The organism is Streptococcus cristatus (assembly GCF_019685515.1).
Classification (GTDB): domain Bacteria; phylum Bacillota; class Bacilli; order Lactobacillales; family Streptococcaceae; genus Streptococcus.
This window is the reverse complement of record NZ_JABFFN010000001.1, coordinates 998,173-1,023,056: the sequence shown is the minus strand read 5'-3', so window position 1 is coordinate 1,023,056 and position 24,884 is coordinate 998,173. Positions and strand designations below refer to the sequence as shown.

Here is a 24,884-nt window from a genome sequence, read left to right as displayed (position 1 = left end):
ATGTTCCGATTAACCAATAAGTTAGCGGTATCCAACTTAATCAAAAACCGCAAACTCTACTATCCCTTTGCCTTAGCAGTTCTCTTAGCAGTGACCATCACCTATCTCTTTTACTCACTGTCACTTAACCCTAATATTGGCAAGATCCGAGGGGGAGAAACTATCTCTATGACCCTCGCTCTTGGTATGGTGGTTGTTACCATCGCTTCTGGAATTATTGTCCTGTATGCCAATAGTTTTGTCATGAAGAACCGCTCCAAGGAGCTGGGTATATATGGTATGTTGGGTCTCGAAAAGCGCCATTTGATCAGTATGGTTTTTAAGGAGCTTCTTATTTTTGGTTCCTTAACCTTGACAGCTGGTCTCGGCCTAGGAGCTCTCTTTGATAAGCTAATCTTTGCCCTTCTTCTGAAGCTGATGAAGATGAAAGTGGAGCTCGTTTCGACTTTCCAACCAATTGTCTTTATCCTAGTTCTCATCGTCTTTGGAGCTATCTTCCTAGGTTTGATTTTTATCAATGCCTTTCGCATCGCACGCATGAATGCCCTTCAGCTCTCTCGTGAAAAAGCTAGTGGTGAGAAAAAAGGACGTTTCTTAGGCCTTCAAACCATTCTAGGTCTAATCAGTTTGGGAGCGGGTTATTACCTAGCAGTTACAGTTGAAAACCCACTTTCTGCTGTTCTGATTTTCTTCGTAGCAGTCTTGCTGGTAATTTTTGGAACTTATCTTCTCTTCAATGCAGGAATCACAGTTTTCCTACAAATCTTGAAGAAAAACAAGCGTTATTATTACCAACCTAACAACATGATTTCTGTATCCAATCTCATTTTTCGTATGAAGAAAAATGCGGTTGGTCTGGCGACGATTGCTATTCTCTCAACCATGGTCTTGGTGACTATGTCTGCTGCAACGAGTATCTTTAAGGGCTCTGAAACTTTCAAGAAAGTCATGAATCCACATGATTTTGGAATTACAGGACAGAATGTTGAAAAAGAAGACATAAATAAACTCCTAGACCAGTATGCTAGTGATGAGGGATTGACTGTTACAAAGAAAGAAGTCCTTAGATACAGTAGCTTTGGTGTAGCAAACCAAGAAGGTACGAAATTAACAATCTTTGACAAAGGTCAAAACCGTGTTCAACCGAAAACTGTTTTTATGGTCTTTGACCAAAAAGACTATGAGAATATGACGGGGCAAAAACTCGCACTTTCAGGAAAGGAAGTTGGATTGTTTACTAAAAACAAAGAACTTCAAGGACAGAAAGAACTGACTCTAAATAACCAGACCTACACGATCAAAGAAGAAATCAAAAAAGATTTTATTCTTGAACATGTCCCAAATCAGTACAATATTCTAACTTCGGACTATAACTATCTGGTTGTTCCTGACCTACAAGTCTTTCTTGACCAGCATCCTAATTCTTCCATCTTTAATCAATACTACGGTGGTATGAATGTAACAGCTAGTGAGGAAGAGCAACTCAAACTTGCCAACGACTATTCAAAATTCCTTGGTGATTTTAATAGAGAATTAAGCAAAGAAGGAAGCTATGTTTACGGAAGCAATCTAGCTGATAGCAGTGCGCAGATGAGTGCTCTCTTTGGTGGAGTCTTCTTCATCGGTATCTTCCTCTCTATCATCTTTATGGTGGGAACAGTTCTTGTCATCTACTACAAACAAATCTCTGAAGGCTATGAAGACCGTGAACGCTTTATCATTTTGCAAAAAGTCGGTCTCGATCAAAAGCAAATCAAGCAAACCATCAATAAACAGGTGCTAACTGTTTTCTTCCTCCCTTTGCTCTTTGCCTTCCTACACCTTGCCTTTGCCTATCATATGCTTAGTCTCATCCTAAAAGTCATTGGGGTGCTAGATGCAACCATGATGCTGACTGTCACTCTGTCCATCTGTGCGATCTTCCTCATCGTCTACGTTTTGATTTTTATGATTACCTCAAGAAGCTATCGCAAGATTGTGCAAATGTAAAAAAGATACCTCGATGCTTGTCGAGGTATTTCTTTTATTTTAAATGCTAAAGAGTTGTCCCAAGAGGAAGGTTACGCCCATGGTCAGAAGTCCGATACAGAGGTTGCGGATCATAGCTGTTTTCGTAGGAGCCTTGCCTAGTTTAGCACTGGTATAGCCAGTGACGAGAAGGGAAAGGGCCACGATAAAAACAGTAGCAGGAATACGATAGTCACTTGGAAAGACGGTGATTGAAAGCATAGGAGGAAGACTTCCCAGTACAAAGGCAATAAAGCTAGAGATCGCAGCATGCCAAGGATTGGTAAATTCTTCGTACTCGATACCGTATTTTTCCTCAACCAAGGCTTTGAGTGGATTTTTTAAAAAGGCCTTGTTGGTCAAAAGTTGGGCGGACGTTTCACACTCACCGTTTTGAAGATAGGCAGCATAGAGGGATTGTTTTGCAGATTCGATATCCTTATCCAAGAGCAACTGTTCTCTAGCAACAGCGGCTTCTTCCGTGTCTTTTTGAGTGGATACAGAGACATATTCGCCACCGGCCATAGAGAAAGCACCAGCGAGGATAGCCGCCAATCCTGATAAAAAGATAATCCAGATATTGCTTGTCGCACTGGCAACACCGATAACGACTCCAGCGATGGAAATAATCCCATCATTGGCACCCAGAACACCTGCGCGTAGGATATTGAGTCGTCCTGCAAAGTTAGCATCAATTTCATGTTTTATTTCTGTCATAGTCATCTCCTTTCTCTCCATTATAGAGAAAAGAGTAGGGGAATACAAACTTTTTAAACTATCTGAAAAAAGTTCTACGATTCTAATTTTTAGGCCCTTTGAAGTTTCTCCGAAAAAGTAGTGCTATCCTACTGTACTGGACCTTTTTAAACTTATCTATGGTATAATAGAAGATAGATTTATCAATTGGAGAATAAAGGATTTTATGATTAAACTTGTAGCAACGGATATGGACGGAACCTTTCTAGATGGAGAGGGTCGGTTTGATATGGAACGCCTTAAAAATTTACTTGTTTCCTACAAGGAAAAGGGGATTTATTTTGCAGTGGCTTCAGGTCGTGGTATTCTGTCCCTGAAAAAGTTGTTTGCGGATGTACGTGATGAAGTGATTTTTATAGCTGAAAACGGGAGCTATGTTGAGTTTCATGGAGAGAATATGTACGAGGCTACTATGTCTCGCGACTTTTACTTGAGTACTTTTGAAGCTTTAAAGAAATCACCCTATTTTGATGAAAGAAAAATGCTTCTGACAGGGAAAAAAGCGTGTTATATATTGGATACAGTCGATGAGACCTATCTCAAGTTCAGCCGTCACTACAATGAGAATATTCAAAAAGTAGCGAGTTTAGAAGATATCACAGATGAGATTTTTAAATTCACTACTAACTTTACTGAAGAAACGATAGAAGCTGGAGAGGCATGGGTCAACGAAAATGTTCCTGGTGTGAAAGCCATGACCACAGGTTTTGAATCCATCGATATTGTCTTAGACTATGTTGATAAGGGTGTGGCTATTGTTGAGCTAGCAAAAAAACTGGATCTAACCATGGATCAGGTTATGGCATTTGGCGATAATCTCAATGACCTTCATATGATGCAGGTTGTTGGGCACCCAATCGCCCCTGAAAATGCGAGACCAGAGATTTTAGAATTAGCAGAAGCAGTGATTGGCCACCATAAGAACCAATCAGTGATGGCTTATATGGAGGGCTTATAATGGCAGATATTAAATTGATTGCACTTGATTTGGATGGTACCTTACTGACAACAGATAAAAGGCTGACAGATCGTACCAAGGCGGTCCTCAAGGCTGCGCGTGATCGTGGCATCAAGGTCGTACTGACAACGGGGCGTCCTCTAAAGGCTATGGATTTCTTTCTCCATGAGCTGGGGACTGACGGTCAGGAGGATGAGTACACCATCACCTTTAATGGTGGTCTAGTGCAAAAAAACACAGGAGAGATTCTCGATAAAACAGTCTTTTCAATCGACGATGTGGCACGCTTGTACGAGGAAACTGAAAAACTCGGATTACCGTTAGACGCCATTTCAGAAGGAACAGTCTATCAAATCCAGTCTGACCAAGAAAGTCTCTATGCTAAGTTCAACCCAGCCCTGACTTTCGTACCTGTCGCTTTTGAAGATCTATCTAGTCAGATGACGTATAATAAATGTGTGACTGCCTTTGCCCAAGAACCTTTGGATGCAGCGATTCAACAGATTTCTCCAGAATTGTTTGACCAATATGAAATCTTCAAATCGCGTGAACTCTTATTGGAATGGTCGCCGAAAAATGTCCACAAGGCAACAGGTTTAGCGAAATTAATTAAACACTTGGGAATCGACCAAAGTCAAGTCATGGCTTGTGGGGACGAGGCCAATGACCTTTCCATGATTGAGTGGGCGGGTCTAGGAGTTGCCATGCAAAATGCAGTTCCAGCAGTTAAAGCAGTTGCCAATGTGATTACCCCGATGACCAACGACGAGGAAGCTGTTGCCTGGGCTATCGAAGAATATGTGCTAAAGGAGAGTTAAAAAATGGGATTATTTGACCGTTTATTCGGAAAAAAAGAAGAGCCAAAAATCGAAGATGTTGTAAAAGAAGCACTGGAAAATCTTGATTTGTCAGAAGAGGTTGAAGAAAACCAAACGGTAGTCGAAGAAACAGCGACGGACAAAGTGGAAGAAACATCTGCTCAAGAAGAACTTCCTCAGGTCTCGACAGAAGAAGTTATTGAACCAGAAGCAGTCGAGGAAACTGCTCAGGAAGAGCTTGAGCTAGAATCTGATGAACTGGAACGATTCCAAGAGTCAGAAAAAATTCTAGAAGAAGAGAGCCAAGAATCTCTAGAAACTGAAGAAGAACTAACGTCTGAAGTTGTAGAAGAAGAACTTCCTCAGGTTGAAGAAACCGTTCAGGAAAAATATGACCGCAGTCTCAAGAAAACTCGTACGGGATTCGGTGCTCGTTTGAATGCCTTCTTTGCCAACTTCCGTTCAGTCGATGAAGAATTCTTCGAGGAATTGGAAGAACTGCTCATCATGAGTGACGTCGGTGTGCAGGTCGCTTCAAACTTAACAGAAGAACTACGTTATGAAGCCAAATTAGAAAACGCTAAGAAGCCAGACGCACTCCGTCGTGTCATTATCGAGAAATTGGTTGAACTCTATGAGAAGGATGGCAACTACGATGAGCAAATCCATTTTCAAGATGGTTTGACAGTCATGCTCTTTGTTGGTGTTAATGGTGTTGGGAAAACAACTTCTATCGGGAAATTGGCTCATCGCTACAAACAAGCTGGCAAGAAGGTCATGTTGGTTGCGGCAGATACATTCCGTGCTGGAGCTGTTGCCCAGCTAGCTGAATGGGGCCGTCGTGTTGATGTTCCTGTTGTGACGGGGCCTGAAAAGGCTGATCCAGCTAGTGTAGTCTTTGATGGGATGGAACGTGCTGTAGCAGAAGGGATTGATATCCTTATGATTGATACAGCAGGTCGTCTGCAAAACAAGGACAACCTTATGGCCGAGTTGGAAAAGATTGGTCGTATTATCAAACGTGTCGTTCCTGAAGCACCTCATGAAACCTTCCTGGCCCTTGATGCGTCAACTGGACAGAATGCCTTAGTACAAGCTAAGGAATTTTCTAAGATAACACCATTGACAGGAATTGTTTTGACAAAAATTGATGGAACTGCCCGAGGTGGTGTTGTACTAGCCATTCGAGAAGAACTCAATATCCCTGTAAAATTGATTGGTTTCGGTGAAAAAATCGATGATATAGGGGAATTTAACTCAGAAAACTTTATGAAGGGTCTTTTAGAGGGCTTGATTTAATACAAAATAAATATCCTGCAAGTTAATCTTGCAGGATATTTTTGCTATTCTAAACGTCCATCTTCACGATAGGCGATATCTGGTTGCCAGGTCCATTTGGCTCCATACTTCTCAAGTAAGTCAAAGCTAGCTTGTGGTCCCATGCTCCCAGATTTATAATCGTAGAGTGGAGCTCCGTTTTCAGCCCAGAGTTTTTCAATACGGTCAATCAATTTCCAAGAAGCACTTACCTCATCCCAGTGGCTAAAATTGGTTGAGTTGTTGTTCAAGACATCGTAGATTAATTTCTCGTATGGATCTGGTGAGGCTCCAGTAGCAGTAGCATCTGTACGGTAATCCAGAGAACTTGGTGCCAGGTTAAATTCTTCACCGACTTGCTTCCCATTGAGGCTGAGTGAGAAGCCTTCAGTTGGTTGGATATAGATTGTCAAAATGTTTGGAGCAAGAGGCTCTCCAAAGATAGAGTCCATTTGCTTAAAGACGATATTGACATGAGTGCCTTTTTCTGTCAGGCGTTTACCAGTACGGAAGAAGAAGGGAACACCACGGAAACGATCGCTATCTACAAAGAAGGCGCCAGATGCAAAGGTTTCTGTTGTAGATTCAGGATCGACATTTGGCTCGCTTCGATAGGAAATGTATTTCATACCATCGATTTTACCAGAGCGGTACTGACCACGGATAAACTGTTCTTTCAATTCTTCCTCAGTTGGATGATAGAGGTTTTTAAAGACCTTTATCTTTTCAGCACGAATCTCATCCTTTGTAAAGCTAGCTGGTTTGTCCATGGCTAGAAGAGAGAGGAGTTGGAGTGTATGGTTTTGCACCATATCACGAAGGGCGCCAGATTGATCATAGTAGCCACCACGTTCTTCTACACCCAAGCGCTCTGCAAAGGTAATCTGAACATTATCGATGTGTTCGCGATTCCAAACATTCTCAAAAATCATGTTGGCAAAACGAACAGCAAAGATACTCTGAATCATCTCTTTACCTAGGTAATGGTCAATACGGTAGATTTGCTCTTCATCAAAGGCCGCAAGGAGATCTTCATTGAGTTTGCTAGCTGTTTCGTAGTCTGTACCAAATGGTTTCTCAACGATCAAGCGCTCAAAACCTTTGCCATCAACAATGTTTTCAGATTTGAGGTGCTTGGCAATAGTTCCAAAGAACTGAGGTGCCATAGACAAGAAGAAGAGCTTGTTGTGTTCAGCTTGGTATTTTTCATTGAGCTCAGCTTGTAATTGGCGCAAAGCAATGTAATGTTCCGTATCATTCACATCATGGCTTTGATAGTAGAAGTGGCTAGCAAATTCCTGGGCTTGCTCGGTACTATCTGCCAAATCAAGGATGGACTCGACAACTACAGATTCAAAATATTCCTTACTCCAAGGTCTACGAGCTGTTCCGATAACAGCAAAATGCTCAGAGAGATTGCCTGATTTATAGAGTCTGAAAAGGGAAGGGTAGAGTTTGCGTTTAGCTAAATCTCCACTCGCACCGAAAATTGTAACAATAACCTTTGATGACATCTAGCTACCTAATTTCTATATTTTTTCCTAGTTGGACTAGGGATGAGATTTTCTCATTGTCATAGCTTTTATTTTATCATAATTTTCAAAAAAATCAAAAATCCAATACGCAATTAAAAAACTGTAAGGAGAACCTTACAGTTTTGTTTTATACGTTTAAGACCTTGTCCAAGAACTCTTTTAGACGAGGGTGTTGCGGATTATCAAAGATTTGATCTGGTGTCCCATCTTCCAGGAATTCACCATCAGCCGTAAAGATCACACGGTTGGCCACCTGACGAGCAAATCCCATCTCGTGGGTTACGATGATCATGGTCATGCCTTGCTCTGCTAATTCCTTCATAACGTTTAGTACATCTCCAACCATCTCAGGGTCAAGAGCAGAAGTTGGTTCATCAAAGAGCATGATATCAGGATTCATGGCAAGTCCACGAGCGATGGCTACACGCTGTTTCTGACCACCTGAAAGACTATCTGGATTGGCATTAGCTTTATCTGCTAGTCCAACCTTTTCAAGCAACTCCATCCCCAATTTCTCAGCTTCTTCTTTGGTCATTCGTTTGTGTTCAATAGGTGCAAAAGTGATATTTTCTAGAACGGACATGTGAGGGAAGAGGTTGAAGTGTTGGAAAACCATTCCTACGTTCTCACGAACATGGTCGACATTGGTTGATTTGTCAGTCAAATCATAACCGTTCACAGTAATGTGACCACTCGTTACCTCCTCGAGGAGGTTAAGGCTACGGAGGAAAGTGGATTTACCAGAACCGGAAGGACCGATGATACAAACAACATCTCCTTCATAGAATTTAGTTGTAATGCCTTTTAAAACTTCATTTTTTCCATAATACTTATGCAAATCATTTACATCAATTTTTAGTTTTGCCATTAACGAATCCTCTTTTCTAAGCGTTTCGCTAGTCTAGTCAAAAGCGTGATAATTACAAGATAGAAGATAGCAAGGATTGCATACATCTTGAAACTTTGGTAGTTACGGGCGATGATAATCTTACCAGTTTGGAAGAGTTCAACCAGACCGATAGCAGATACGATGGTTGTATCTTTAAGAGCAATAACGAATTGGTTGACAAAGTTTGGCAACATCAATTTAGTCGCTTGTGGCAAGATAATCTTTCGCATGGTTTTTCCATAAGAGATACCAAGACTGCGGCTGGCCTCCATTTGCCCAACTGGGACAGCTTGAATCCCTCCACGAACAATTTCAGCGATATAAGCTGCCGCATTAAGTGAGAGGGCGATAGTACCAGCTACAAAGTCATTAATTGGACTTTGATGGCCTGTAATCGACTCGATGAAGTTTGGAATTCCCCAGAAGATGAAGGCAGCAAGAATCATCAAGGGAATACCTCGAATAACGTCAACGAAAATCTCAGAGATCAGACGAAGAGATTTGTATGGGCTAACGCTAAACATACCGAAGATAATCCCAATTACAATGGCAATTGCAAATGAAATAAGCGCTAGAGCAAGAGTGATTCCAAGTCCACTAAGAAGTTGTTTGTAGTTATTTTGAAGCAAGCCCCAGATAGTTGTTTCGTCAACCGTACTAGTAGAGCCAGTCGAAGTTTCGCTAGCTAGATACTTGTCAAGAATTTTTTGGAATTCTCCGTTAGCTTTGAGGTTGGCAAGTCCATTATTGAACATCTGGATCAATTCAGGGTTTGTTCCTTTTTTAACCGCAAAGGCTGTTTCACCAATTGGAGTTCCAGCGATTGGTGTTTTCAATTTTTGACCTTGGCTGATAGAATATTTGAGAACTGGCTCATCATCCATCACGGCATCAATAGATCCAGTATTCAGACTGTCATACATTGATGCGCCATCTGCGAAGGTTTTAATCTTATATCCGTATTTGTTTTGGTTTTTAGTAAGGAACGTTTGAGAAGCAGTCCCGTTTTTAACACCGACAGTTTTATCCTTGAGGTCTTCATAAGAAGCAATGGTGCTTGATTCTTTCACACCGAGAATCGTATTTGCTGTGTAGTATGATTCTGAGAAGTCGAAGGTTTCCTTACGGGCATCCGTTACAGACATACCAGCAATGATACCATCTGCTTGTCCTGCTTGAACAGCACTGATAGCTGCGTCAAATCCTGGGTTGGTAATTTCAATTTCAAAACCTTGGTCTTTGGCAATGGCCTTGATAAGGTCCATATCAATACCGGTGTATTGATTGCTTGAATTTTGAAAGACGAATGGGGCGAAAGATGAGTCGCTGGCAATAATGTACTTGCTTTTCACAGGAGTAGCTTTTTGTCCAGCAGCAGTAGTTGTTGTTGGGGTTGCCGTAGTTTTAGAAGCCGTCCACTTTTGGATGATTTGCTCCAAGCTACCATCCTTCTTCATTTGTGCTAGGGCTTCGTTAAACTCGGTAACCAAGCGTTCATACTTGCTCCCTTTCTTGACACCGAAGGCAAAGCTTCCAACACCCTCACCATCCATATTGATGCTGAGATCTTGTCCTTGGTTAATCGCATACTGAATAACAGGTTTGTCATTCATGATGGCATTTACAGCACCAGCACTTAGACTGTTATTCATCAAATCACCTGTATCAAAGGTTTTGATTGAGAAACCGTATTTATCTTTGATACTTTCGAGGAAACGTTGGGCGGCAGTTCCGTTCTTAACTCCAACTGTTTTCCCGCTAAGTTCCTCATATTTGGTGATTTTATTTGCCTTTGTGGTAGCAATGACAACTTTTGTATCATAATAGGTATCATACATGGTAAAGACATTTTCACGTTCTTTTGTTTTTGTCATACCTGCCATAATAGCATCTGCTTGACCTGACTGCACTGCATTTACAGCTGCATCAAAGCCAGGATAAGACATTTGGATGTTCCATCCTTTGATTTCTGCGACTTTATTGATAATATCAACATCAATCCCTTTATAGGTTTGATCTGAATCTTTAAACTCAAAAGGCGCGTAAGCTGTATCAGACACAATCTTAACAGTATCAGCTTTTGCCATACCTAGTGAGAAAATGGGAAATAAAATGAGCAAACATGCTAGTATTTTTTTCTTCATTTTTAGTCTCCTTTTTCGAATATTTTTCCATTATACCAGAAAAAAGGTGAAAAGGCAAATTTTTATATTTTTGTGTCAGAAAATATAACATGAATTGCTCGTTCTTATCAGTTTGGAGAAGAGTCTGAAAAGCAAATTTATGGTAAAATAGAAAGATAGAAAAATGCAGATGAGGCAATCATGATTAATCGAATTACAGATAATAAATTTAAACTAGTATCAAAATATGAACCTTCAGGAGATCAACCCCAAGCGATTGAGCAGTTGGTTGACAATATCGAGGGTGGAGAGAAGGCCCAAATTTTGATGGGGGCGACGGGTACAGGGAAGACCTATACCATGAGTCAGGTCATTTCCAAAGTCAATAAACCAACTTTGGTCATTGCCCATAACAAAACCCTAGCTGGTCAGCTCTATGGAGAGTTTAAGGAATTTTTTCCTGAGAATGCTGTTGAGTACTTCGTATCGTACTATGATTATTACCAACCCGAAGCCTATGTCCCTTCGAGTGATACTTATATTGAAAAGGATAGCTCGGTCAATGATGAGATTGACAAGCTTCGACACTCAGCGACTTCAGCACTTCTGGAGCGTAACGATGTCATCGTTGTGGCTTCAGTCTCTTGTATCTATGGTTTGGGTTCCCCAAAGGAATACGCTGATAGTGTCGTTAGTCTCCGTCCAGGTCTTGAAATTTCTCGTGATAAACTCTTAAATGACTTGGTTGATATTCAGTTTGAGCGCAATGATATTGATTTCCAACGGGGAAGATTTCGCGTTCGTGGGGATGTGGTGGAGATTTTCCCAGCTTCTCGTGATGAACACGCTTTTAGAGTAGAGTTTTTCGGGGATGAGATTGACCGTATCCGTGAGGTTGAGGCTTTGACAGGTCAGGTATTGGGAGAAGTCGATCATTTGGCGATTTTCCCTGCCACTCACTTTGTGACCAATGACGACCATATGGAAGTTGCGATTGCGAAAATTCAAGCAGAATTAGAAGAGCAGTTAGCTGTCTTTGAGAAGGAGGGTAAACTGCTAGAGGCCCAGCGTTTGAAACAGCGAACAGAGTATGATATTGAAATGCTGCGTGAGATGGGTTATACAAATGGGGTTGAGAACTACTCTCGTCACATGGATGGTCGTAGCGAAGGAGAGCCTCCTTATACGCTTCTCGACTTCTTCCCAGATGATTTCTTGATCATGATTGATGAAAGTCACATGACCATGGGGCAAATCAAGGGTATGTACAATGGAGACCGTTCGCGTAAGGAAATGTTGGTCAATTATGGTTTCCGTTTGCCGTCTGCATTGGATAATCGTCCTCTTCGTCGTGAGGAGTTTGAAAGCCATGTGCATCAGATTGTTTACGTTTCAGCGACACCAGGTGACTATGAAAATGAACAGACCGAGACAGTGATTGAGCAAATCATTCGTCCGACAGGACTTCTAGATCCTGAAGTGGAAGTTCGTCCAACTATGGGACAGATTGATGACCTCCTAGGTGAAATCAATGCCCGTGTTGAAAAGAACGAACGAACCTTTATCACTACCTTGACCAAGAAGATGGCAGAAGACTTGACCGACTACTTCAAAGAAATGGGCATCAAGGTCAAGTACATGCACTCGGACATCAAGACCTTGGAGCGGACGGAGATTATCCGTGACCTACGCTTGGGTGTCTTTGATGTTTTGGTCGGAATCAACCTGCTCCGCGAAGGGATTGACGTTCCTGAGGTAAGCTTGGTTGCCATTCTCGATGCTGATAAGGAAGGTTTCCTTCGTAACGAACGTGGCCTCATCCAGACCATTGGTCGTGCTGCTCGTAATAGCGAAGGGCATGTGATTATGTATGCTGACACAGTTACCCAGTCTATGCAACGTGCCATTGATGAGACGGCTCGTCGCCGGAAAATCCAGATGGCTTATAATGAAGAGCATGGTATTGTTCCACAAACCATTAAGAAAGAAATCCGTGACCTTATTGCCGTAACCAAGGCAGTTGCCAAGGAAGAGGACAAGGAAGTCAATATCAATAGCCTCAACAAACAAGAACGCAAAGAACTCGTCAAAAAACTCGAAAAACAAATGCAAGAAGCCGTCGAAGTGCTTGACTTTGAACTAGCAGCACAGATTCGTGATATGATGTTGGAAGTGAAGGCATTGGGGTAATGAAGGAGAAAAATAAATGGACCTAACTATCAAACAGATGGAAACTCCTGAGGAGATAGAAGGTAAGTCCCTCGTTCATTGGCAGACGTGGAGAGAGGCTTATGATGACCTTTTACCTGCAGAATTTCAGGAGACGATAACATTAGAAAGGTGTCGACTCTTTAGTCAAAAGTATCTAGAAAATACATTGATTGCGATGGATGGTGTGAAGGTAGTTGGTTTTATCAGTTATGGAAACTTTCGTGATGAGACTATTCAAGCTGGTGAAATTTTTGCTTTATATGTTTTAAAAGATTATTACGGACAAGGAATCGCACAAAAGTTAGTGAAAGCGGCTTTGACTGCTCTTGATCATTTTTTTGAAATTTTCTTATGGGTATTGAAAGATAATAAGCGAGCCATTGCTTTCTATCAAAAAATGGGTTTTACTTTTGATGGACAAGAAAAGATACTTGAACTTGGAAAGCCTATAAAGGAAAAACGGATGGTATTCTATTCTAAATAGTTTTAAAAAGTAAAAGCTAATGGCTCTGGTACCAAGTCTTAAAATTTAATAAATTAGAAAGCGAGCAAATCTATGTTCCGTGCCCAATCAACTATTTTAACTAACATCTGTCTGATTGAAGACATTGAAACCAAACGAGTAGTCATGCAATATCGCTCTCCTGAAAATAATCGCTGGTCTGGCTATGCCTTTCCAGGAGGTCATGTTGAGAATGGCGAGGCCTTTGCCGAGTCTGTCATTCGTGAAATATACGAAGAAACTGGTTTGACCATTCAGAATCCCCAACTAGTCGGCATTAAAAATTGGCCCTTAGATACAGGTGGGCGCTACATCGTCGTTTGCTATAAAGCGACAGAGTTTACTGGAAATCTCCAATCCTCAGAGGAAGGAGAGGTATCTTGGGTGCAAAAAGACCAGATTCCAAACTTGGATCTGGCCTATGATATGTTGCCTTTGATGGAAATGATGGAAGCACCTGACAAGTCTGAATTTTTCTACCGTCATCGTACAGATGATGGCTGGGAGAAAGAAATTTTCTAGTCTTTTACCAAATAACCTAACTGATCCAAGGCCTCCTCAATATAGTGGAGGTCTTGTTGTGTCTCGGCTTCAACAAGGTGGTAATGGATGCCGTCTGTCAATTCAGAAAGGGGTCTAAAGTCTGAATTCTCGACTTGTTCCAGAAAGTGCTGGACATCTCGGCGACAGGTGAGTTTGAGATGGGTTTCAATTTCACCATAAACGGGATGATCGATTAAGATATTTTGAACGCGTCCGCCATTATCTACAATGGCTAGAAGTTCCTGACCGATTTCTTCCAGTTCATGTTTCACTTTAAAGAGTTTGTGAACGTAGGGGCTGGCATCATTTTCTTTGTAGATATAACCACGATTGGTGGATAGGATAGGAGCCCCATCTGCTCGGAGAATAGCGATATCCTGTACAATGACTTGGCGCGTAACATGAAAGTGCTCAGCCAAGGTTTGACCATTGAGAGCTTTTGGTGCCTCTTTTAACAGTTTGAGAAGAGCTTGTTTGCGATCCTTTGTCATAGTTTTTCCTTTTAGCGACGTTTTCGAAGCACTTTATAGACAGCTAGTGCTAATGTATAGTCTACCATACTATGAACGATTGTGCCAAAACCAACTAGGACAAAGAGAACATAAAACATATTTTCAACGTTTGTCCCTGAAGTAGCATAAAAGATGATACAAGCTAGTACTTCAGCGATAGCGTGAACAACACCCAAAACAAAGTTAAAAATCCAAGATGCCTTTGATCTATCCAAGGTTTCAGGGAATTTTTTTAAGTAAAATGCTCCCAAAATACCAAAAACAATGTGAGAAAAGGCGCGCATAACGATAACCATAGGGTAGCCTGCCATCAGGAAGCCGAGACTAGAAGCAATAATCACAAAAGCAGCCATCAAAGGTGATAGGAACATGGCGATAAAGATGGCGATATGGCTTCCTAAAGTGTAAGAAGCTGGTGGGATGACGATTTTAAAAGGCATAATGATTGGAATCAAAATCGCGATTGCTGTGAGTAGTGCAGTCATGGTCATAAACTGCGTTTTTTTCCGTATATCCATAAGAACCTCCATTTATCTGTATATACACAAGTATAGTATAATAAATAATCAGTTAAGTCAAGAAGCATTAGTGATTTTTAAGGGATATTTGATTAAATGTGGTAAAGAATACTGGGAACTTAATTCTTACGTTTTAAATGCTAAACTCCACCTTCAGGACGAAAGTGGAGTTGTTTTTTTATTTCTTCAAGGTTTCGAGACGTGGGACAATTGCTACTGTTAGAACGGCAGAGATGACAAGCTCGGCAATTGAGTTTGTAGAAATAACTGTTGCCAGGAGTTTTTGGATATTGCCGTCGAAGACATTTCCAAAAAGGAAGAAGATTCCCCCAAGGACAAAGACGGTGTTGGTAAGGGAACCGAGAGCACCAGCAAAGATGAGACCCGTTCTGTTTTTTAATAATTTATAAACCAAGTAAGGTGTCAGACCAATCAAAACGCGAGGGACAATAGCGATAATCGCAGAATAAATGTTTCCGTTCGGTACGAATGGAGAGAAGAGGTAGCTGGTTGGAAGGATGGTAATCGTGTTTACCGTTAAGCTCAATAGCCCCATAAGAAAACCAAGTGTAACTCCAACTCGAGGACCATAAATAATGCTGGCAATAATGACTGGAATATGAACGATAGTTGGTTTAATTGGAAATGGGAAAAGGTTAAATAGGAGAGAGCTCAAAAAGTGGATAACGAGCATAACTGCAAAAAAGATAGCAATTGGAGCAATGTTAGAGCGTTTGTTCATTGAGGGTTTCCTTTATTCTTTCTAATATAGTATTCAGGTCAGCTAGGGCGCCTTTGCCGTGATCGCCACAGGCTAGTAGAGATTCCTTTGGAGAGATAATCTGATAACCATAGGTCTCTAATGTTTTTAGATTAGCCTGGGTTGCCGGATGGTCATACATTTTTGTATTCATGGCTGGTGCGACTAACTTTTTGACGTGGTCTGGCAGGGCAAGCGCTGTGCTTGTCACCATGTTGTCAGCAAATCCGTGGGCTAACTTTGCGATGGTATTAGCAGTAGCGGGTGCAACGATAAAAAGATCAGTTCTTTTACCTAGTTCGATATGATTGACTTGATCAGGATAGGGTTCCTTCATGACATCAAGGTGGACAAGATTTTGAGAGAGAACCTGTAGTGTCAACGGTTGGATAAACTCTCTCGCTGCCTCAGTCATTAAGACAGTGACATGATGGCCTTGTTTCTTCAAGGAACTGACCAGGTCAGCTGATTTATATGAGGCAATGGAACCAGTCACTGCGATGAGAATATTTGCCATGGCTTTCCTTTCTATGAATCGTATGCTTGAATTTTTTCAAGAAGGAGGTTTGCAATTTCCTCTTTGGTTTGAACAGTTTGAAGATGATCATTCTCAACAAAGATTGCGCGATGCTGATTTGCTGAAATTTGAGTGAGGTCATTTGTAATGATTAAGTCTGCTTGGTTCTTGATAAGACTCTTTCGTGCGATCTCAATGAGATAATCCTCAGAGACATGAACCAGTAGTTTAAAGCCAATCAGATGAATAGCTGGATTCCATTCCTTGACTAGAGAGATGATTTTGGGTGTTTTTTTCAGGAATAAAACCTGAACTTCATCAGTTGAAGAAATCTTAGCTTGATGATTCTGCTTGTTTAAGAATTCTTCTAGATTAGAGCTAGCCTGTACCTCCTCAAGCCTTGTCATATAAACAGGTGTGTAGTCAGACACAGCCATTGAGTGGATTAAGACCTGATATTCCTTAACAAGTTCTTGCATCACAACTAGAAGGTCGTTGGTATTATCAATTTCTCGAATGATTAGATTAGGATGAGCTTCTGGCTTCAAAGCTCGTTTTGTCGTTATCAAACAAACCTCATGACCAGCAGCAAGTAGGGCTTCGGTTATGATTTTCCCCAAGCGACCAGTCGAGTGATTAGTGATAGAGCGGACGCTATCGATTGCTTCACTGGTACCGCCTGACGTAACTAAAATTTTCATAGGACTATTGTACCAAAAAATAGAATAGAATCAAAAGAAAGCGTTTGTTTTTTTATCTAATTTTCCAGCAAGATTATAGTTTTTGGCTATAAAAACTTATAAAAAGTAAAAAAGACGACTAAAATCGGCCTTAAAACTTTATGTTTATAAACTTTACTAAGCTTTTTGTATGTGAAAAAACTTTTTTTGTGTTATAATGAGTTATCATATTAGAGGTTAGAGGAGTTTTGAATGAAAACAGATATTGAAATCGCACAGAGTATTGAGTTGAAGCCAATCGTTGATGTTGTTGAGAAACTTGGTATTTCTTACGACGATTTGGAATTGTACGGGAAGTATAAGGCTAAACTCAGCTTTGATAAAATTCGTGCAGTTGAGAGCAATCCAGTTGGGAAATTGATCTTGGTTACTGCCATCAACCCAACACCTGCGGGTGAAGGGAAATCAACCATTACCATTGGTCTGGCAGACGCTTTGAACAAGATTGGTAAGAAAACCATGATTGCCATCCGCGAACCGTCTCTTGGCCCAGTAATGGGGATTAAGGGAGGTGCTGCAGGAGGTGGTTATGCCCAAGTGTTGCCAATGGAAGACATCAACCTCCACTTTACCGGGGATATGCATGCCATTACAACTGCTAACAATGCTCTTTCTGCCTTGATTGACAATCACCTGCACCAAGGAAATGAGTTGGGAATTGACCAACGTCGTATTCTCTGGAAACGTGTTGTGGACTTGAACGACCGCGCACTTCGTCATGTGACCGTTGGACTTGGTGGCCCTCTAAATGGTATTCCTCGTGAGGATGGTTTCGATATTACCGTCGCTTCTGAAATCATGGCCATTCTTTGCTTGGCGACCGATATTGAAGATTTGAAACGTCGTTTGGCGAATATCGTTATCGGTTATCGTTACGACCGTACACCAGTTACTGTTGGTGATTTACAGGTTGAGGGAGCTTTAGCATTGATTTTGAAGGATGCTATTAAGCCAAATCTCGTTCAGACAATTTACGGAACGCCTGCCTTTGTACACGGTGGTCCATTTGCTAATATCGCTCATGGATGTAACTCTGTTTTGGCAACAAGTACAGCCCTTCACTTAGCTGATTACACAGTTACTGAAGCTGGTTTTGGTGCAGACCTTGGCGCTGAGAAATTCCTTGATATCAAGACGCCAAACCTGCCAACATCTCCAGATGCTGTTGTCATCGTCGCAACCCTCCGTGCCCTTAAGATGAATGGTGGTGTAGCTAAGGACGCTCTTACAGAGGAAAATGTGGAGGCGGTCCGTGCCGGTTTTGCTAACTTGAAACGCCACGTTGAAAATATCCGTAAATTTGGAGTACCAGCAGTTGTTGCGATTAACGAATTTGTTTCTGATACTGAAGCTGAAATTGCAGCTTTAAAAGAACTCTGTGCTTCTATTGATGTGCCAGTTGAACTAGCAAGTGTCTGGGCTGATGGCGCAGAAGGAGGCGTAGCGCTTGCCGAAACGCTTGTCAAGACTATCTCTGAAAATCCAGCAAACTATAAACGTCTTTACGACAACGACCTTTCTGTTCAAGAAAAGATTGAAAAGATTGTCACTGAAATCTACCGTGGTAGCAAAGTGAACTTTGAGAAGAAAGCTCAAACGCAAATCGCTCAAATCGTTCAAAACGGATGGGATAAATTGCCAATCTGTATGGCTAAAACTCAGTACAGTTTTTCTGACAATCCAAATGCACTTGGAGCTCCAGAAAACTTTGAAATTACCATTCGTGAGTTAGTACCAAAATTGGGTGCAGGCTTTATCGTTGCCTTAACAGGTGATGTCATGACCATGCCAGGACTTCCAAAACGTCCAGCCGCTCTCAACATGGATGTTGAAAGTGACGGAACCGTTCTAGGATTGTTCTAATAGTTTGATTGAATTCAAATGAGTTTGGAAAAGCTATCCAAGCTCATTTTCTTATCTAGATATAAGGAGTTGTATTCAGCTGATGAGAGAGCTTTCTTCCACACGCAACCAGTCTAGGTAAAGATATTTTCCCTGATTTTTGATATAATAGAAACATTGACTTCAAGAGTAAGGAAGAGAAAATGAACGCATTATTGAATGGAATGAATGACCGTCAGGCTGAGGCGGTGCAAACGACAGAAGGGCCCTTGTTAATCATGGCGGGTGCTGGTTCTGGAAAGACTCGTGTTTTAACTCACAGAATCGCCTACTTGATTGATGAAAAGATGGTCAATCCTTGGAATATCTTGGCCATTACCTTTACCAATAAGGCTGCGCGTGAGATGAAGGAGCGTGCCTATGGGCTCAATCCAGCAACACAGGACTGCCTAATTGCGACCTTTCACTCCATGTGTGTTCGTATCCTACGTCGCGATGCGGATCATATTGGCTACAATCGGAACTTCACCATTATAGATCCAGGAGAGCAACGAACTCTTATGAAGCGCATTCTCAAGCAATTAAACTTGGACCCTAAAAAATGGAATGAACGAACCATTTTGGGGACTATTTCCAATGCTAAGAATGACTTGATTGATGATGTGGCTTATGCTGCCCAAGCTGGAGATATGTACACGCAAATCGTGGCCCAGTGTTACACAGCCTATCAAAAAGAGCTTCGTCAGTCTGAGTCCGTTGACTTTGATGATTTAATCATGTTGACCCTGCGTCTTTTTGATCAAAATCCTGATGTCTTGACCTACTACCAGCAGAAGTTCCAGTACATTCACGTGGATGAGTACCAAGATACCAACCATGCCCAGTACCAACTGGTCAAACTCTTAGCTTCACGCTTTAAAAACATCTGCGTAGTCGGTGATGCGGACCAGTCTATCTATGGTTGGCGTGGGGCTGATATGCAGAATATCTTGGATTTTGAGAAAGATTACCCTAACGCCAAGGTAGTTTTGTTGGAAGAAAATTACCGTTCAACTAAAACCATTCTCCAAGCGGCCAACGACGTCATCAAAAACAATAAAAACCGCCGTCCCAAGAATCTCTGGACCCAGAATGCGGATGGAGAGCAAATCGTTTATTATCGCGCAAATGACGAACAAGATGAGGCTGTTTTTGTAGCAAAAACTATCGACGAACTTGGTCGTAGTCAAAACTTCCTTCACAAAGACTTTGCAGTTCTTTATCGAACCAATGCGCAATCTCGTACTATTGAGGAAGCCCTGCTCAAGTCCAATATTCCTTATACTATGGTTGGAGGGCCCAAGTTCTACAGCCGTAAGGAAATTCGCGATATTATTGCCTACCTTAATCTTATTGCTAATTTGAGTGATAATATCAGTTTTGAGCGCATTATTAACGAACCTAAACGCGGAATTGGCCCAGGAACCGTTGAGAAAATCCGCGACTTCGCTAACCTACAAGAGATGTCCATGCTAGACGCTTCAGCCAATATCATGTTATCTGGTATCAAGGGTAAGGCAGCTCAGTCTATCTGGGAGTTCGCCAATATGATTTTGGATTTGCGGGAAAAACTGGATCAATTAACTATCACCGAGTTAGTGGAAGCTGTTCTAGAAAAAACAGGTTATGTCGATAATCTTAATGCTCAGGCAACCTTAGAGAGCAAGGCTCGGGTTGAAAATATCGAGGAATTTCTTTCTGTTACCAAAAACTTTGACGACAATCCTGATAGCCAGGAAGAAGAAACTGGTTTGGACAAACTCAGTCGTTTCTTGAATGACTTAGCTTTAATCGCAGACACAGATTCAGGCAGTCAGGAGACATCAGAAGTGACCTTGATGACCTTGCACGCTGCTAAGGGACTCGAGTTTCCGGTTGTCTTTATCATTGGGATGGAGGAGAATGTCTTTCCGCTTAGCCGTGCGGCTGAAGATCCTGATGAGCTGGAAGAAGAACGCCGTTTGGCCTATGTCGGTATCACACGCGCTGAAAAAATTCTCTATCTGACCAACGCCAACTCACGCTTGCTTTTCGGTCGTACCAACTACAATCGTCCGACTCGTTTTATCAATGAAATTAGTTCGGACTTGCTTGACTATCAAGGCTTGGCTCGACCAGCGAATACTAGTTTTAAGGCTTCTTATAGCAGTGGTGGGATTGCTTTCGGTCAAGGTATGAGCTTAGCTCAGGCCCTTCAAGAACGGAAACGCAATGCCGCACCAAGCTCTATCCAGTCAAGTGGTCTCCCATTTGGACAATTTGCAGCTGAAAATAAAAATGATACGAGCGATACCAACTGGTCTATTGGGGATATTGCCCTTCACAAAAAGTGGGGTGAAGGAACAGTCCTTGAAGTGTCGGGTAGTGGCGCTACTCAGGAATTGAAAATCAATTTCCCAGAAGTGGGTCTGAAAAAACTCCTAGCTAGTGTTGCCCCAATTGAGAAAAAAATCTAATTTTCCATCCTTCTCACGAATAATAAAGTGAGGAGGATTTTTATGTACAGTATTTCATTCCAAGAAGATTCACTTTTGCCTAGAGAAAGACTGGTTAAAGAAGGAGTAGAGGCACTGAGCAATCAAGAATTGCTAGCTATACTACTCAGAACTGGAACACGTCATGCCAACGTTTTTGAAGTTGCTCAAAAAGTCTTGAATAGTCTCAATAGTCTAACTGATTTGAAAAAAATGACCCTGCAGGAATTGCAGAGTCTGTCTGGTATTGGACGGATTAAAGCCATTGAACTACAAGCAGTGATTGAACTGGGGCATCGCATTCACAAACATGAAACCCTTGAGATGGAAAGTATTCTCAGCAGTCAAAAGCTAGCTAAGAAAATGCAACAGGAACTCGGCGATAAAAAACAAGAGCACCTAGTGGCGCTCTATCTCAATACTCAAAATCAAATCATTCATCAGCAAACTATTTTTATCGGATCTGCGACACGCAGTATTGCTGAACCGAGAGAAATCCTTCACTATGCCCTCAAGCATATGGCTACCTCTGTGATTCTCGTTCACAATCATCCATCCGGTGCCGTATCTCCTAGTCGAAATGACGACCATGTCACTAAGTTAGTCAAGGAAGCTTGCGAGCTGATGGGAATCGTTTTCTTGGACCATCTGATTGTCTCGCACTCGGATTACTTTAGTTACCGTGAAAAGACGGATCTGATTTAGAGTTCATTAACAACATAGTCAAACAATGTTTTATCTTTGGGGCGATTTTCAAAGAGAAATTCAGGATGCCATTGAACACCAAGATAAGGAAAGCCATCCGTAGTTGTCACAGCTTCAATTATTCCATCTTTAGGATCATGTGCTACAACCTTAAGATTAGGAGCTAAATCTTTAATACTCTGGTGGTGGAAGGAGTTGATATGAGAGATTTCTCCATAGATCTCTCGGAGAATTGTATCAGGTTCCGTTACGAGGCGTTGGGTCGTGTATTCGGCTGAACAGTCCTGCCAATGATCCTCGATATCTTGGTGAAGCGTACCTCCCATAGCGACATTGAAAAGCTGAGTACCCCGGCAAACAGAGAAAATTGGTTTCTTCTGTTTAATCGCTTCTCTGATAAGGGCTAATTCAAACTGGTCTCTTTGAAGATGGTAGTCATCACTGTCAATGGTTTTAGGCTCACCGTAGAATTTTGGATCAACATTTTGCCCACCCGTTAGGATAAGCTTATCAATGATACTGATGTAATGGGTAGCCATTTCTTGATCACCAATCGGTAGGATGATTGGAATTCCGCCAGCGTCCTTGACTCCTTCAACAAAGCCCTTTGCTGCATAGCTCATCATGATGTCATCATCTGGATGAGCTTTTTCATTTCCTGTAATCCCAATAACTGGTTTTTTCATAAATGCTTTCGCTTTCTAATCCTCTTTCCGCATAAAATAGAGGAGAGTTTGGAGTTCGCTTGTCAAATCGACATACTGAACGACCACATCTTTTGGAAGGTGGAGGTGAACAGGGGAAAAACTGAGAATACCTTTTATACCTGCATCGACCAAAAGATTGGCGACTTCTTGTGATTTAACACTTGGAACAGTTAGGATAGCAGTTTTAACATCTGCTTCTTTGATTTTTTCTTTAATTTGAGAGATACCATAGATTGGAATTCCATCAGGTGTCTGGGTTCCAACTTCTGGATGGTCATCTAGGTCAAATGCCATGATGATTTTCATCTTGTTACGCTCATGGAAGCGATAGTGGAGAAGGGCATGCCCCATATTCCCAATCCCAACCAACATAACATTGGTAATGGAGTTGTCATTTAGGAGGTCAGCAAAAAAAGTCATCAGTTTTTTAACATCATAACCAAAACCACGACGACCTAGTTCACCAAAATAGGAAAAATCACGACGAACAGTCGCAGAATCGATACCGATAGCCTCTGCAATTTGCTTGGAGTTGGCACGTTCAATTTTTTCTGCATGAAATCTCTTGAAAATTCGATAGTAGAGAGAGAGTCTTTTTGCTGTTGCTTTTGGAATAGCAGACTGTTTATCTTTCACAAAACCACAACCTTTCTATTCTTCTATTTTATAGAAACATTGTGAAAAAATCAACAAAAACAAGAAAAAACTAAGAAAATCTTAGTTTTAGTCTTAAAAATTAGCTTGTGATAGAAAACGGTAGAGATCTCCGACCAATCCTTGATAGATAACTTTATCATCAAAGGTTAATGAGGTAACTAGGAATGTATCTGGAAGAGTTACACAACCTGATAGAGATAACATAAGCTCTTCGTAATCCTTATATTCAAGTGTACGTTCTACGTGATAGTTATCTTGATAGGTAAGTCGATACATAGCCAATTATCTTTCTTCTTTTGTGAAGATTCCGCGTTCTACAAGGCTGTCCATGAGGAAGTAGAATTTCTCTTGGTGAATATGATGGTCTTCTGATTTAAAGATATTCACCAAACGAAGGCCAGATTTGTCAGTGATGTTGAGTTTAGCACCTGTAAGGTCTTTATTGATGATGATTTTTAGGTTGAAGCCTTCACCGCTGTTAGGTACTTTCTCAAGCAGACGAGTTAGTTCGAAGTTTCCAACTTTTGTTTCAAAGAAAGTATTGTCTTTGAGCGTGAATTTTTTGACAGATGGGCTAAGTGTGTAGTCGTAGCGGCAGTTTTGTAGTTTAATGGTTTTTTCGAATGCCATTAGATTAATCTCCAATAATATTTTTTAAGGTTTGTGCGAGTTGTATCAGTTCTTCCTCAGTGTTAAAGGGAGAGAGACTGATACGGACAGATTCTTTCAAACGATGTGAATCTGGTCCATAAAATGCTTCAAGCACATGACTGGTTTGCACAATACCAGCAGTACAAGCTGAACCGGTAGAAATTGAAATTCCTTCAAGATCTAACCGTAGTAAGAGCAAATCATTTTTTTGACCAGGAAAGCCAATGTTGACAACATAAGGAAGCTGGTGTTGACTTTCGTTGAGATAGTATTCTAGATCTGCAATCTCATCTAGAAAAGCAGATTTTAATCCCTCTAGTTTTTGGTAATGTTCAGCTTGCTGCTCTAAGTCCTCTTTGAGAGCGGCGACCATGCCTACAATGGCAGCGAGGTTTTCTGTTCCAGCCCGTTTTTTTTGTTCCTGATCACCACCATGAAGATAGGAGTCAAAGTCCCCAGCCGATGCGTAAAGGAAGCCGACACCCTTTGGTCCATGGAATTTATGGGCAGAAGCACTGAGGAAATCAATTCCTAATTCCTCGGGATGGATAGGAACTTTTCCGATAGCTTGAACAGCATCTACATGATAAGCCGCAGGATGCTCTTTTAAAACACGTCCAATCTCAGCGATAGGTAAGAGACTGCCCGTTTCATTATTAGCACACATAGTGGAAACGAGAATGGTATCGTCACGTAAGGCTTCTTGAATTTGCTGGGCAGTTATTTCTTGATTTACTGGTTGAATGATGGTCGCTTCAAAACCAAAATGTTGCACCAGATAATCGATAGTCTCAAGCACAGAATGGTGTTCAATAGCTGTCGTGATGATATGTTTTCCATTTTTTTGATGACGGAGACAATAGCCGATAATAGCGGTATTGTTACTTTCTGTACCACCAGATGTGAAAAAGATATGTCGAGGTTTGGTTCCTAGTAAGTGGGCTAAGTCTTGACGAGCCTCTCGTAAGAGTTTGCCAGCCTGTCGACCATGACTATGAATACTAGAAGGATTGCCATGAGTTTCTTGCATGACCTTGGTCATGCAAGAAATAGCTACTGCTGACATAGGAGTCGTAGCAGCATTGTCCAAATAAATCAAAGAA

Annotated in this window: 24 protein-coding genes; 10 read left to right on the top strand and 14 right to left on the bottom strand. The window is 41.4% G+C overall.

Annotated elements, in window-relative coordinates:
* Positions 1 to 1,989: an ABC transporter permease gene (locus FOA33_RS04905; RefSeq protein ID WP_221160830.1), complete on the top strand. Its 1,989-nt coding sequence runs from the start codon at positions 1 to 3 to the stop codon at positions 1,987 to 1,989.
* Positions 1,990 to 2,028: 39 nt separating this feature from the next.
* On the opposite strand, the gene FOA33_RS04900 is transcribed toward FOA33_RS04905, so the two are convergent.
* A complete protein-coding gene (locus tag FOA33_RS04900; protein WP_000136037.1) occupies positions 2,029 to 2,724 on the bottom strand; it encodes a VIT1/CCC1 transporter family protein in 696 nt (231 codons plus the stop codon).
* Positions 2,725 to 2,929: 205 nt separating this feature from the next.
* Here FOA33_RS04900 and FOA33_RS04895 point away from each other — a divergent pair, with 205 nt between their 5' ends.
* The 3 genes from FOA33_RS04895 to ftsY are packed head-to-tail and all read left to right on the top strand — an operon-like array spanning position 2,930 to position 5,838.
* Positions 2,930 to 3,721, top strand: a complete 792-nt coding sequence (locus tag FOA33_RS04895) for a Cof-type HAD-IIB family hydrolase (protein ID WP_033585329.1) — start codon at positions 2,930 to 2,932, stop codon at positions 3,719 to 3,721.
* Positions 3,721 to 4,539, top strand: a complete 819-nt coding sequence (locus tag FOA33_RS04890) for a Cof-type HAD-IIB family hydrolase (protein ID WP_033585327.1) — start codon at positions 3,721 to 3,723, stop codon at positions 4,537 to 4,539. Before FOA33_RS04895 ends, FOA33_RS04890 begins: the two co-directional genes overlap by 1 nt.
* A gap of 3 nt (positions 4,540 to 4,542) precedes the next feature.
* Entirely contained in the window at positions 4,543 to 5,838 is a 1,296-nt protein-coding gene (gene ftsY, locus FOA33_RS04885) for a signal recognition particle-docking protein FtsY (RefSeq protein WP_221160829.1), read from the top strand.
* 44 nt (positions 5,839 to 5,882) lie between these two features.
* Here ftsY and zwf read toward each other — a convergent pair whose 3' ends face one another.
* The 3 genes from zwf to FOA33_RS04870 form a co-directional block, all read right to left on the bottom strand.
* The gene (gene zwf, locus FOA33_RS04880) at positions 5,883 to 7,370 is read right to left on the bottom strand and encodes a glucose-6-phosphate dehydrogenase (RefSeq protein WP_033585324.1); all 1,488 of its coding nucleotides are present in this window, start codon (positions 7,368 to 7,370) and stop codon (positions 5,883 to 5,885) included.
* A 148-nt stretch (positions 7,371 to 7,518) separates the two neighbouring features.
* Positions 7,519 to 8,259 carry an amino acid ABC transporter ATP-binding protein gene (locus FOA33_RS04875; protein ID WP_007516801.1) on the bottom strand — a complete coding sequence of 247 codons (741 nt, stop codon included), beginning with the start codon at positions 8,257 to 8,259 and terminating at the stop codon, positions 7,519 to 7,521.
* On the bottom strand, positions 8,259 to 10,424 hold the full coding sequence (locus tag FOA33_RS04870; protein ID WP_221160828.1) for an ABC transporter substrate-binding protein/permease: 2,166 nt from the start codon (positions 10,422 to 10,424) through the stop codon (positions 8,259 to 8,261). Before FOA33_RS04870 ends, FOA33_RS04875 begins: the two co-directional genes overlap by 1 nt.
* Positions 10,425 to 10,604: 180 nt before the next feature.
* On the opposite strand from FOA33_RS04870, the gene uvrB reads away from it, so the two are divergent.
* The 3 genes from uvrB (at position 10,605) to FOA33_RS04855 (ending at position 13,638) form a co-directional block, all read left to right on the top strand.
* Positions 10,605 to 12,593, top strand: a complete 1,989-nt coding sequence (gene uvrB / locus FOA33_RS04865; protein ID WP_221160827.1) for an excinuclease ABC subunit UvrB — start codon at positions 10,605 to 10,607, stop codon at positions 12,591 to 12,593.
* Between the two features lie 16 nt (positions 12,594 to 12,609).
* Complete coding sequence (locus FOA33_RS04860) at positions 12,610 to 13,098, top strand: GNAT family N-acetyltransferase (protein ID WP_221160826.1); 489 nt, start codon at positions 12,610 to 12,612, stop codon at positions 13,096 to 13,098.
* A gap of 72 nt (positions 13,099 to 13,170) precedes the next feature.
* Positions 13,171 to 13,638, top strand: a complete 468-nt coding sequence (locus FOA33_RS04855; protein ID WP_221160825.1) for an 8-oxo-dGTP diphosphatase — start codon at positions 13,171 to 13,173, stop codon at positions 13,636 to 13,638.
* On the opposite strand, the gene FOA33_RS04850 is transcribed toward FOA33_RS04855, so the two are convergent.
* From FOA33_RS04850 to coaB, 5 genes are all read right to left on the bottom strand, one after another.
* On the bottom strand, positions 13,635 to 14,150 hold the full coding sequence (locus FOA33_RS04850) for a transcription repressor NadR (RefSeq protein WP_033629698.1): 516 nt from the start codon (positions 14,148 to 14,150) through the stop codon (positions 13,635 to 13,637). The two genes, FOA33_RS04855 and FOA33_RS04850, sit on opposite strands and share 4 nt — an antisense overlap.
* 11 nt (positions 14,151 to 14,161) lie before the next feature.
* A complete protein-coding gene (locus FOA33_RS04845; RefSeq protein ID WP_221160824.1) occupies positions 14,162 to 14,689 on the bottom strand; it encodes an ECF transporter S component in 528 nt (175 codons plus the stop codon).
* Positions 14,690 to 14,867: 178 nt separating this feature from the next.
* The gene (locus FOA33_RS04840) at positions 14,868 to 15,431 is read right to left on the bottom strand and encodes an ECF transporter S component (protein WP_001042723.1); all 564 of its coding nucleotides are present in this window, start codon (positions 15,429 to 15,431) and stop codon (positions 14,868 to 14,870) included.
* Positions 15,415 to 15,966, bottom strand: a complete 552-nt coding sequence (gene coaC / locus FOA33_RS04835; RefSeq protein WP_221160823.1) for a phosphopantothenoylcysteine decarboxylase — start codon at positions 15,964 to 15,966, stop codon at positions 15,415 to 15,417. The genes FOA33_RS04840 and coaC overlap by 17 nt, the downstream gene beginning before the upstream one ends.
* Before the next feature lie 11 nt (positions 15,967 to 15,977).
* Entirely contained in the window at positions 15,978 to 16,667 is a 690-nt protein-coding gene (gene coaB / locus FOA33_RS04830) for a phosphopantothenate--cysteine ligase (RefSeq protein WP_221160822.1), read from the bottom strand.
* Between the two features lie 231 nt (positions 16,668 to 16,898).
* Between coaB and FOA33_RS04825 the strand changes: the two genes are divergently transcribed.
* The 3 genes from FOA33_RS04825 to radC all read left to right on the top strand — a co-directional run bounded on the left by FOA33_RS04825 (position 16,899) and on the right by radC (position 21,766).
* The gene (locus tag FOA33_RS04825) at positions 16,899 to 18,569 is read left to right on the top strand and encodes a formate--tetrahydrofolate ligase (protein WP_221160821.1); all 1,671 of its coding nucleotides are present in this window, start codon (positions 16,899 to 16,901) and stop codon (positions 18,567 to 18,569) included.
* 182 nt (positions 18,570 to 18,751) lie between these two features.
* Positions 18,752 to 21,043 carry a DNA helicase PcrA gene (gene pcrA, locus FOA33_RS04820; protein ID WP_221160820.1) on the top strand — a complete coding sequence of 764 codons (2,292 nt, stop codon included), beginning with the start codon at positions 18,752 to 18,754 and terminating at the stop codon, positions 21,041 to 21,043.
* Between the two features lie 42 nt (positions 21,044 to 21,085).
* Positions 21,086 to 21,766, top strand: coding sequence for a RadC family protein (radC, locus tag FOA33_RS04815; RefSeq protein ID WP_033606399.1), 681 nt, complete (start codon positions 21,086 to 21,088; stop codon positions 21,764 to 21,766).
* Here radC and FOA33_RS04810 read toward each other — a convergent pair.
* The 5 genes from FOA33_RS04810 to FOA33_RS04790 form a co-directional block, all read right to left on the bottom strand.
* The gene (locus tag FOA33_RS04810) at positions 21,763 to 22,452 is read right to left on the bottom strand and encodes a gamma-glutamyl-gamma-aminobutyrate hydrolase family protein (RefSeq protein ID WP_033606400.1); all 690 of its coding nucleotides are present in this window, start codon (positions 22,450 to 22,452) and stop codon (positions 21,763 to 21,765) included. The two genes, radC and FOA33_RS04810, sit on opposite strands and share 4 nt — an antisense overlap.
* 15 nt (positions 22,453 to 22,467) lie before the next feature.
* Complete coding sequence (locus FOA33_RS04805; protein ID WP_000653419.1) at positions 22,468 to 23,109, bottom strand: redox-sensing transcriptional repressor Rex; 642 nt, start codon at positions 23,107 to 23,109, stop codon at positions 22,468 to 22,470.
* Positions 23,110 to 23,202: 93 nt separating this feature from the next.
* On the bottom strand, positions 23,203 to 23,406 hold the full coding sequence (locus FOA33_RS04800) for a DUF4649 family protein (protein ID WP_025169551.1): 204 nt from the start codon (positions 23,404 to 23,406) through the stop codon (positions 23,203 to 23,205).
* A gap of 6 nt (positions 23,407 to 23,412) precedes the next feature.
* Positions 23,413 to 23,760, bottom strand: a complete 348-nt coding sequence (locus FOA33_RS04795; RefSeq protein WP_000863519.1) for a DUF1831 domain-containing protein — start codon at positions 23,758 to 23,760, stop codon at positions 23,413 to 23,415.
* Positions 23,761 to 23,764: 4 nt separating this feature from the next.
* Entirely contained in the window at positions 23,765 to 24,880 is a 1,116-nt protein-coding gene (locus tag FOA33_RS04790) for a cysteine desulfurase family protein (protein WP_221160819.1), read from the bottom strand.
* Between the last annotated feature and the right edge of the window lie 4 nt (positions 24,881 to 24,884).

Excerpts from the sequence above, each read along its gene's own strand:
- FOA33_RS04825 (WP_221160821.1), top strand. The coding sequence starts at position 16,899 with ATGAAAACAGATATTGAAATCGCACAGAGTATTGAGTTGAAGCCAATC.
- FOA33_RS04855 (WP_221160825.1), top strand. The coding sequence starts at position 13,171 with ATGTTCCGTGCCCAATCAACTATTTTAACTAACATCTGTCTGATTGAA.
- FOA33_RS04875 (WP_007516801.1), bottom strand. The coding sequence starts at position 8,259 with ATGGCAAAACTAAAAATTGATGTAAATGATTTGCATAAGTATTATGGA.
- FOA33_RS04870 (WP_221160828.1), bottom strand. The coding sequence starts at position 10,424 with ATGAAGAAAAAAATACTAGCATGTTTGCTCATTTTATTTCCCATTTTC.
- FOA33_RS04905 (WP_221160830.1), top strand. The coding sequence starts at position 1 with ATGTTCCGATTAACCAATAAGTTAGCGGTATCCAACTTAATCAAAAAC.
- zwf (WP_033585324.1), bottom strand. The coding sequence starts at position 7,370 with ATGTCATCAAAGGTTATTGTTACAATTTTCGGTGCGAGTGGAGATTTA.
- FOA33_RS04900 (WP_000136037.1), bottom strand. The coding sequence starts at position 2,724 with ATGACAGAAATAAAACATGAAATTGATGCTAACTTTGCAGGACGACTC.
- FOA33_RS04800 (WP_025169551.1), bottom strand. The coding sequence starts at position 23,406 with ATGTATCGACTTACCTATCAAGATAACTATCACGTAGAACGTACACTT.
- ftsY (WP_221160829.1), top strand. The coding sequence starts at position 4,543 with ATGGGATTATTTGACCGTTTATTCGGAAAAAAAGAAGAGCCAAAAATC.
- coaC (WP_221160823.1), bottom strand. The coding sequence starts at position 15,966 with ATGGCAAATATTCTCATCGCAGTGACTGGTTCCATTGCCTCATATAAA.
- FOA33_RS04895 (WP_033585329.1), top strand. The coding sequence starts at position 2,930 with ATGATTAAACTTGTAGCAACGGATATGGACGGAACCTTTCTAGATGGA.
- FOA33_RS04850 (WP_033629698.1), bottom strand. The coding sequence starts at position 14,150 with ATGACAAAGGATCGCAAACAAGCTCTTCTCAAACTGTTAAAAGAGGCA.
- FOA33_RS04795 (WP_000863519.1), bottom strand. The coding sequence starts at position 23,760 with ATGGCATTCGAAAAAACCATTAAACTACAAAACTGCCGCTACGACTAC.
- coaB (WP_221160822.1), bottom strand. The coding sequence starts at position 16,667 with ATGAAAATTTTAGTTACGTCAGGCGGTACCAGTGAAGCAATCGATAGC.
- FOA33_RS04810 (WP_033606400.1), bottom strand. The coding sequence starts at position 22,452 with ATGAAAAAACCAGTTATTGGGATTACAGGAAATGAAAAAGCTCATCCA.
- FOA33_RS04860 (WP_221160826.1), top strand. The coding sequence starts at position 12,610 with ATGGACCTAACTATCAAACAGATGGAAACTCCTGAGGAGATAGAAGGT.
- FOA33_RS04845 (WP_221160824.1), bottom strand. The coding sequence starts at position 14,689 with ATGGATATACGGAAAAAAACGCAGTTTATGACCATGACTGCACTACTC.
- FOA33_RS04840 (WP_001042723.1), bottom strand. The coding sequence starts at position 15,431 with ATGAACAAACGCTCTAACATTGCTCCAATTGCTATCTTTTTTGCAGTT.
- radC (WP_033606399.1), top strand. The coding sequence starts at position 21,086 with ATGTACAGTATTTCATTCCAAGAAGATTCACTTTTGCCTAGAGAAAGA.
- pcrA (WP_221160820.1), top strand. The coding sequence starts at position 18,752 with ATGAACGCATTATTGAATGGAATGAATGACCGTCAGGCTGAGGCGGTG.
- uvrB (WP_221160827.1), top strand. The coding sequence starts at position 10,605 with ATGATTAATCGAATTACAGATAATAAATTTAAACTAGTATCAAAATAT.
- FOA33_RS04890 (WP_033585327.1), top strand. The coding sequence starts at position 3,721 with ATGGCAGATATTAAATTGATTGCACTTGATTTGGATGGTACCTTACTG.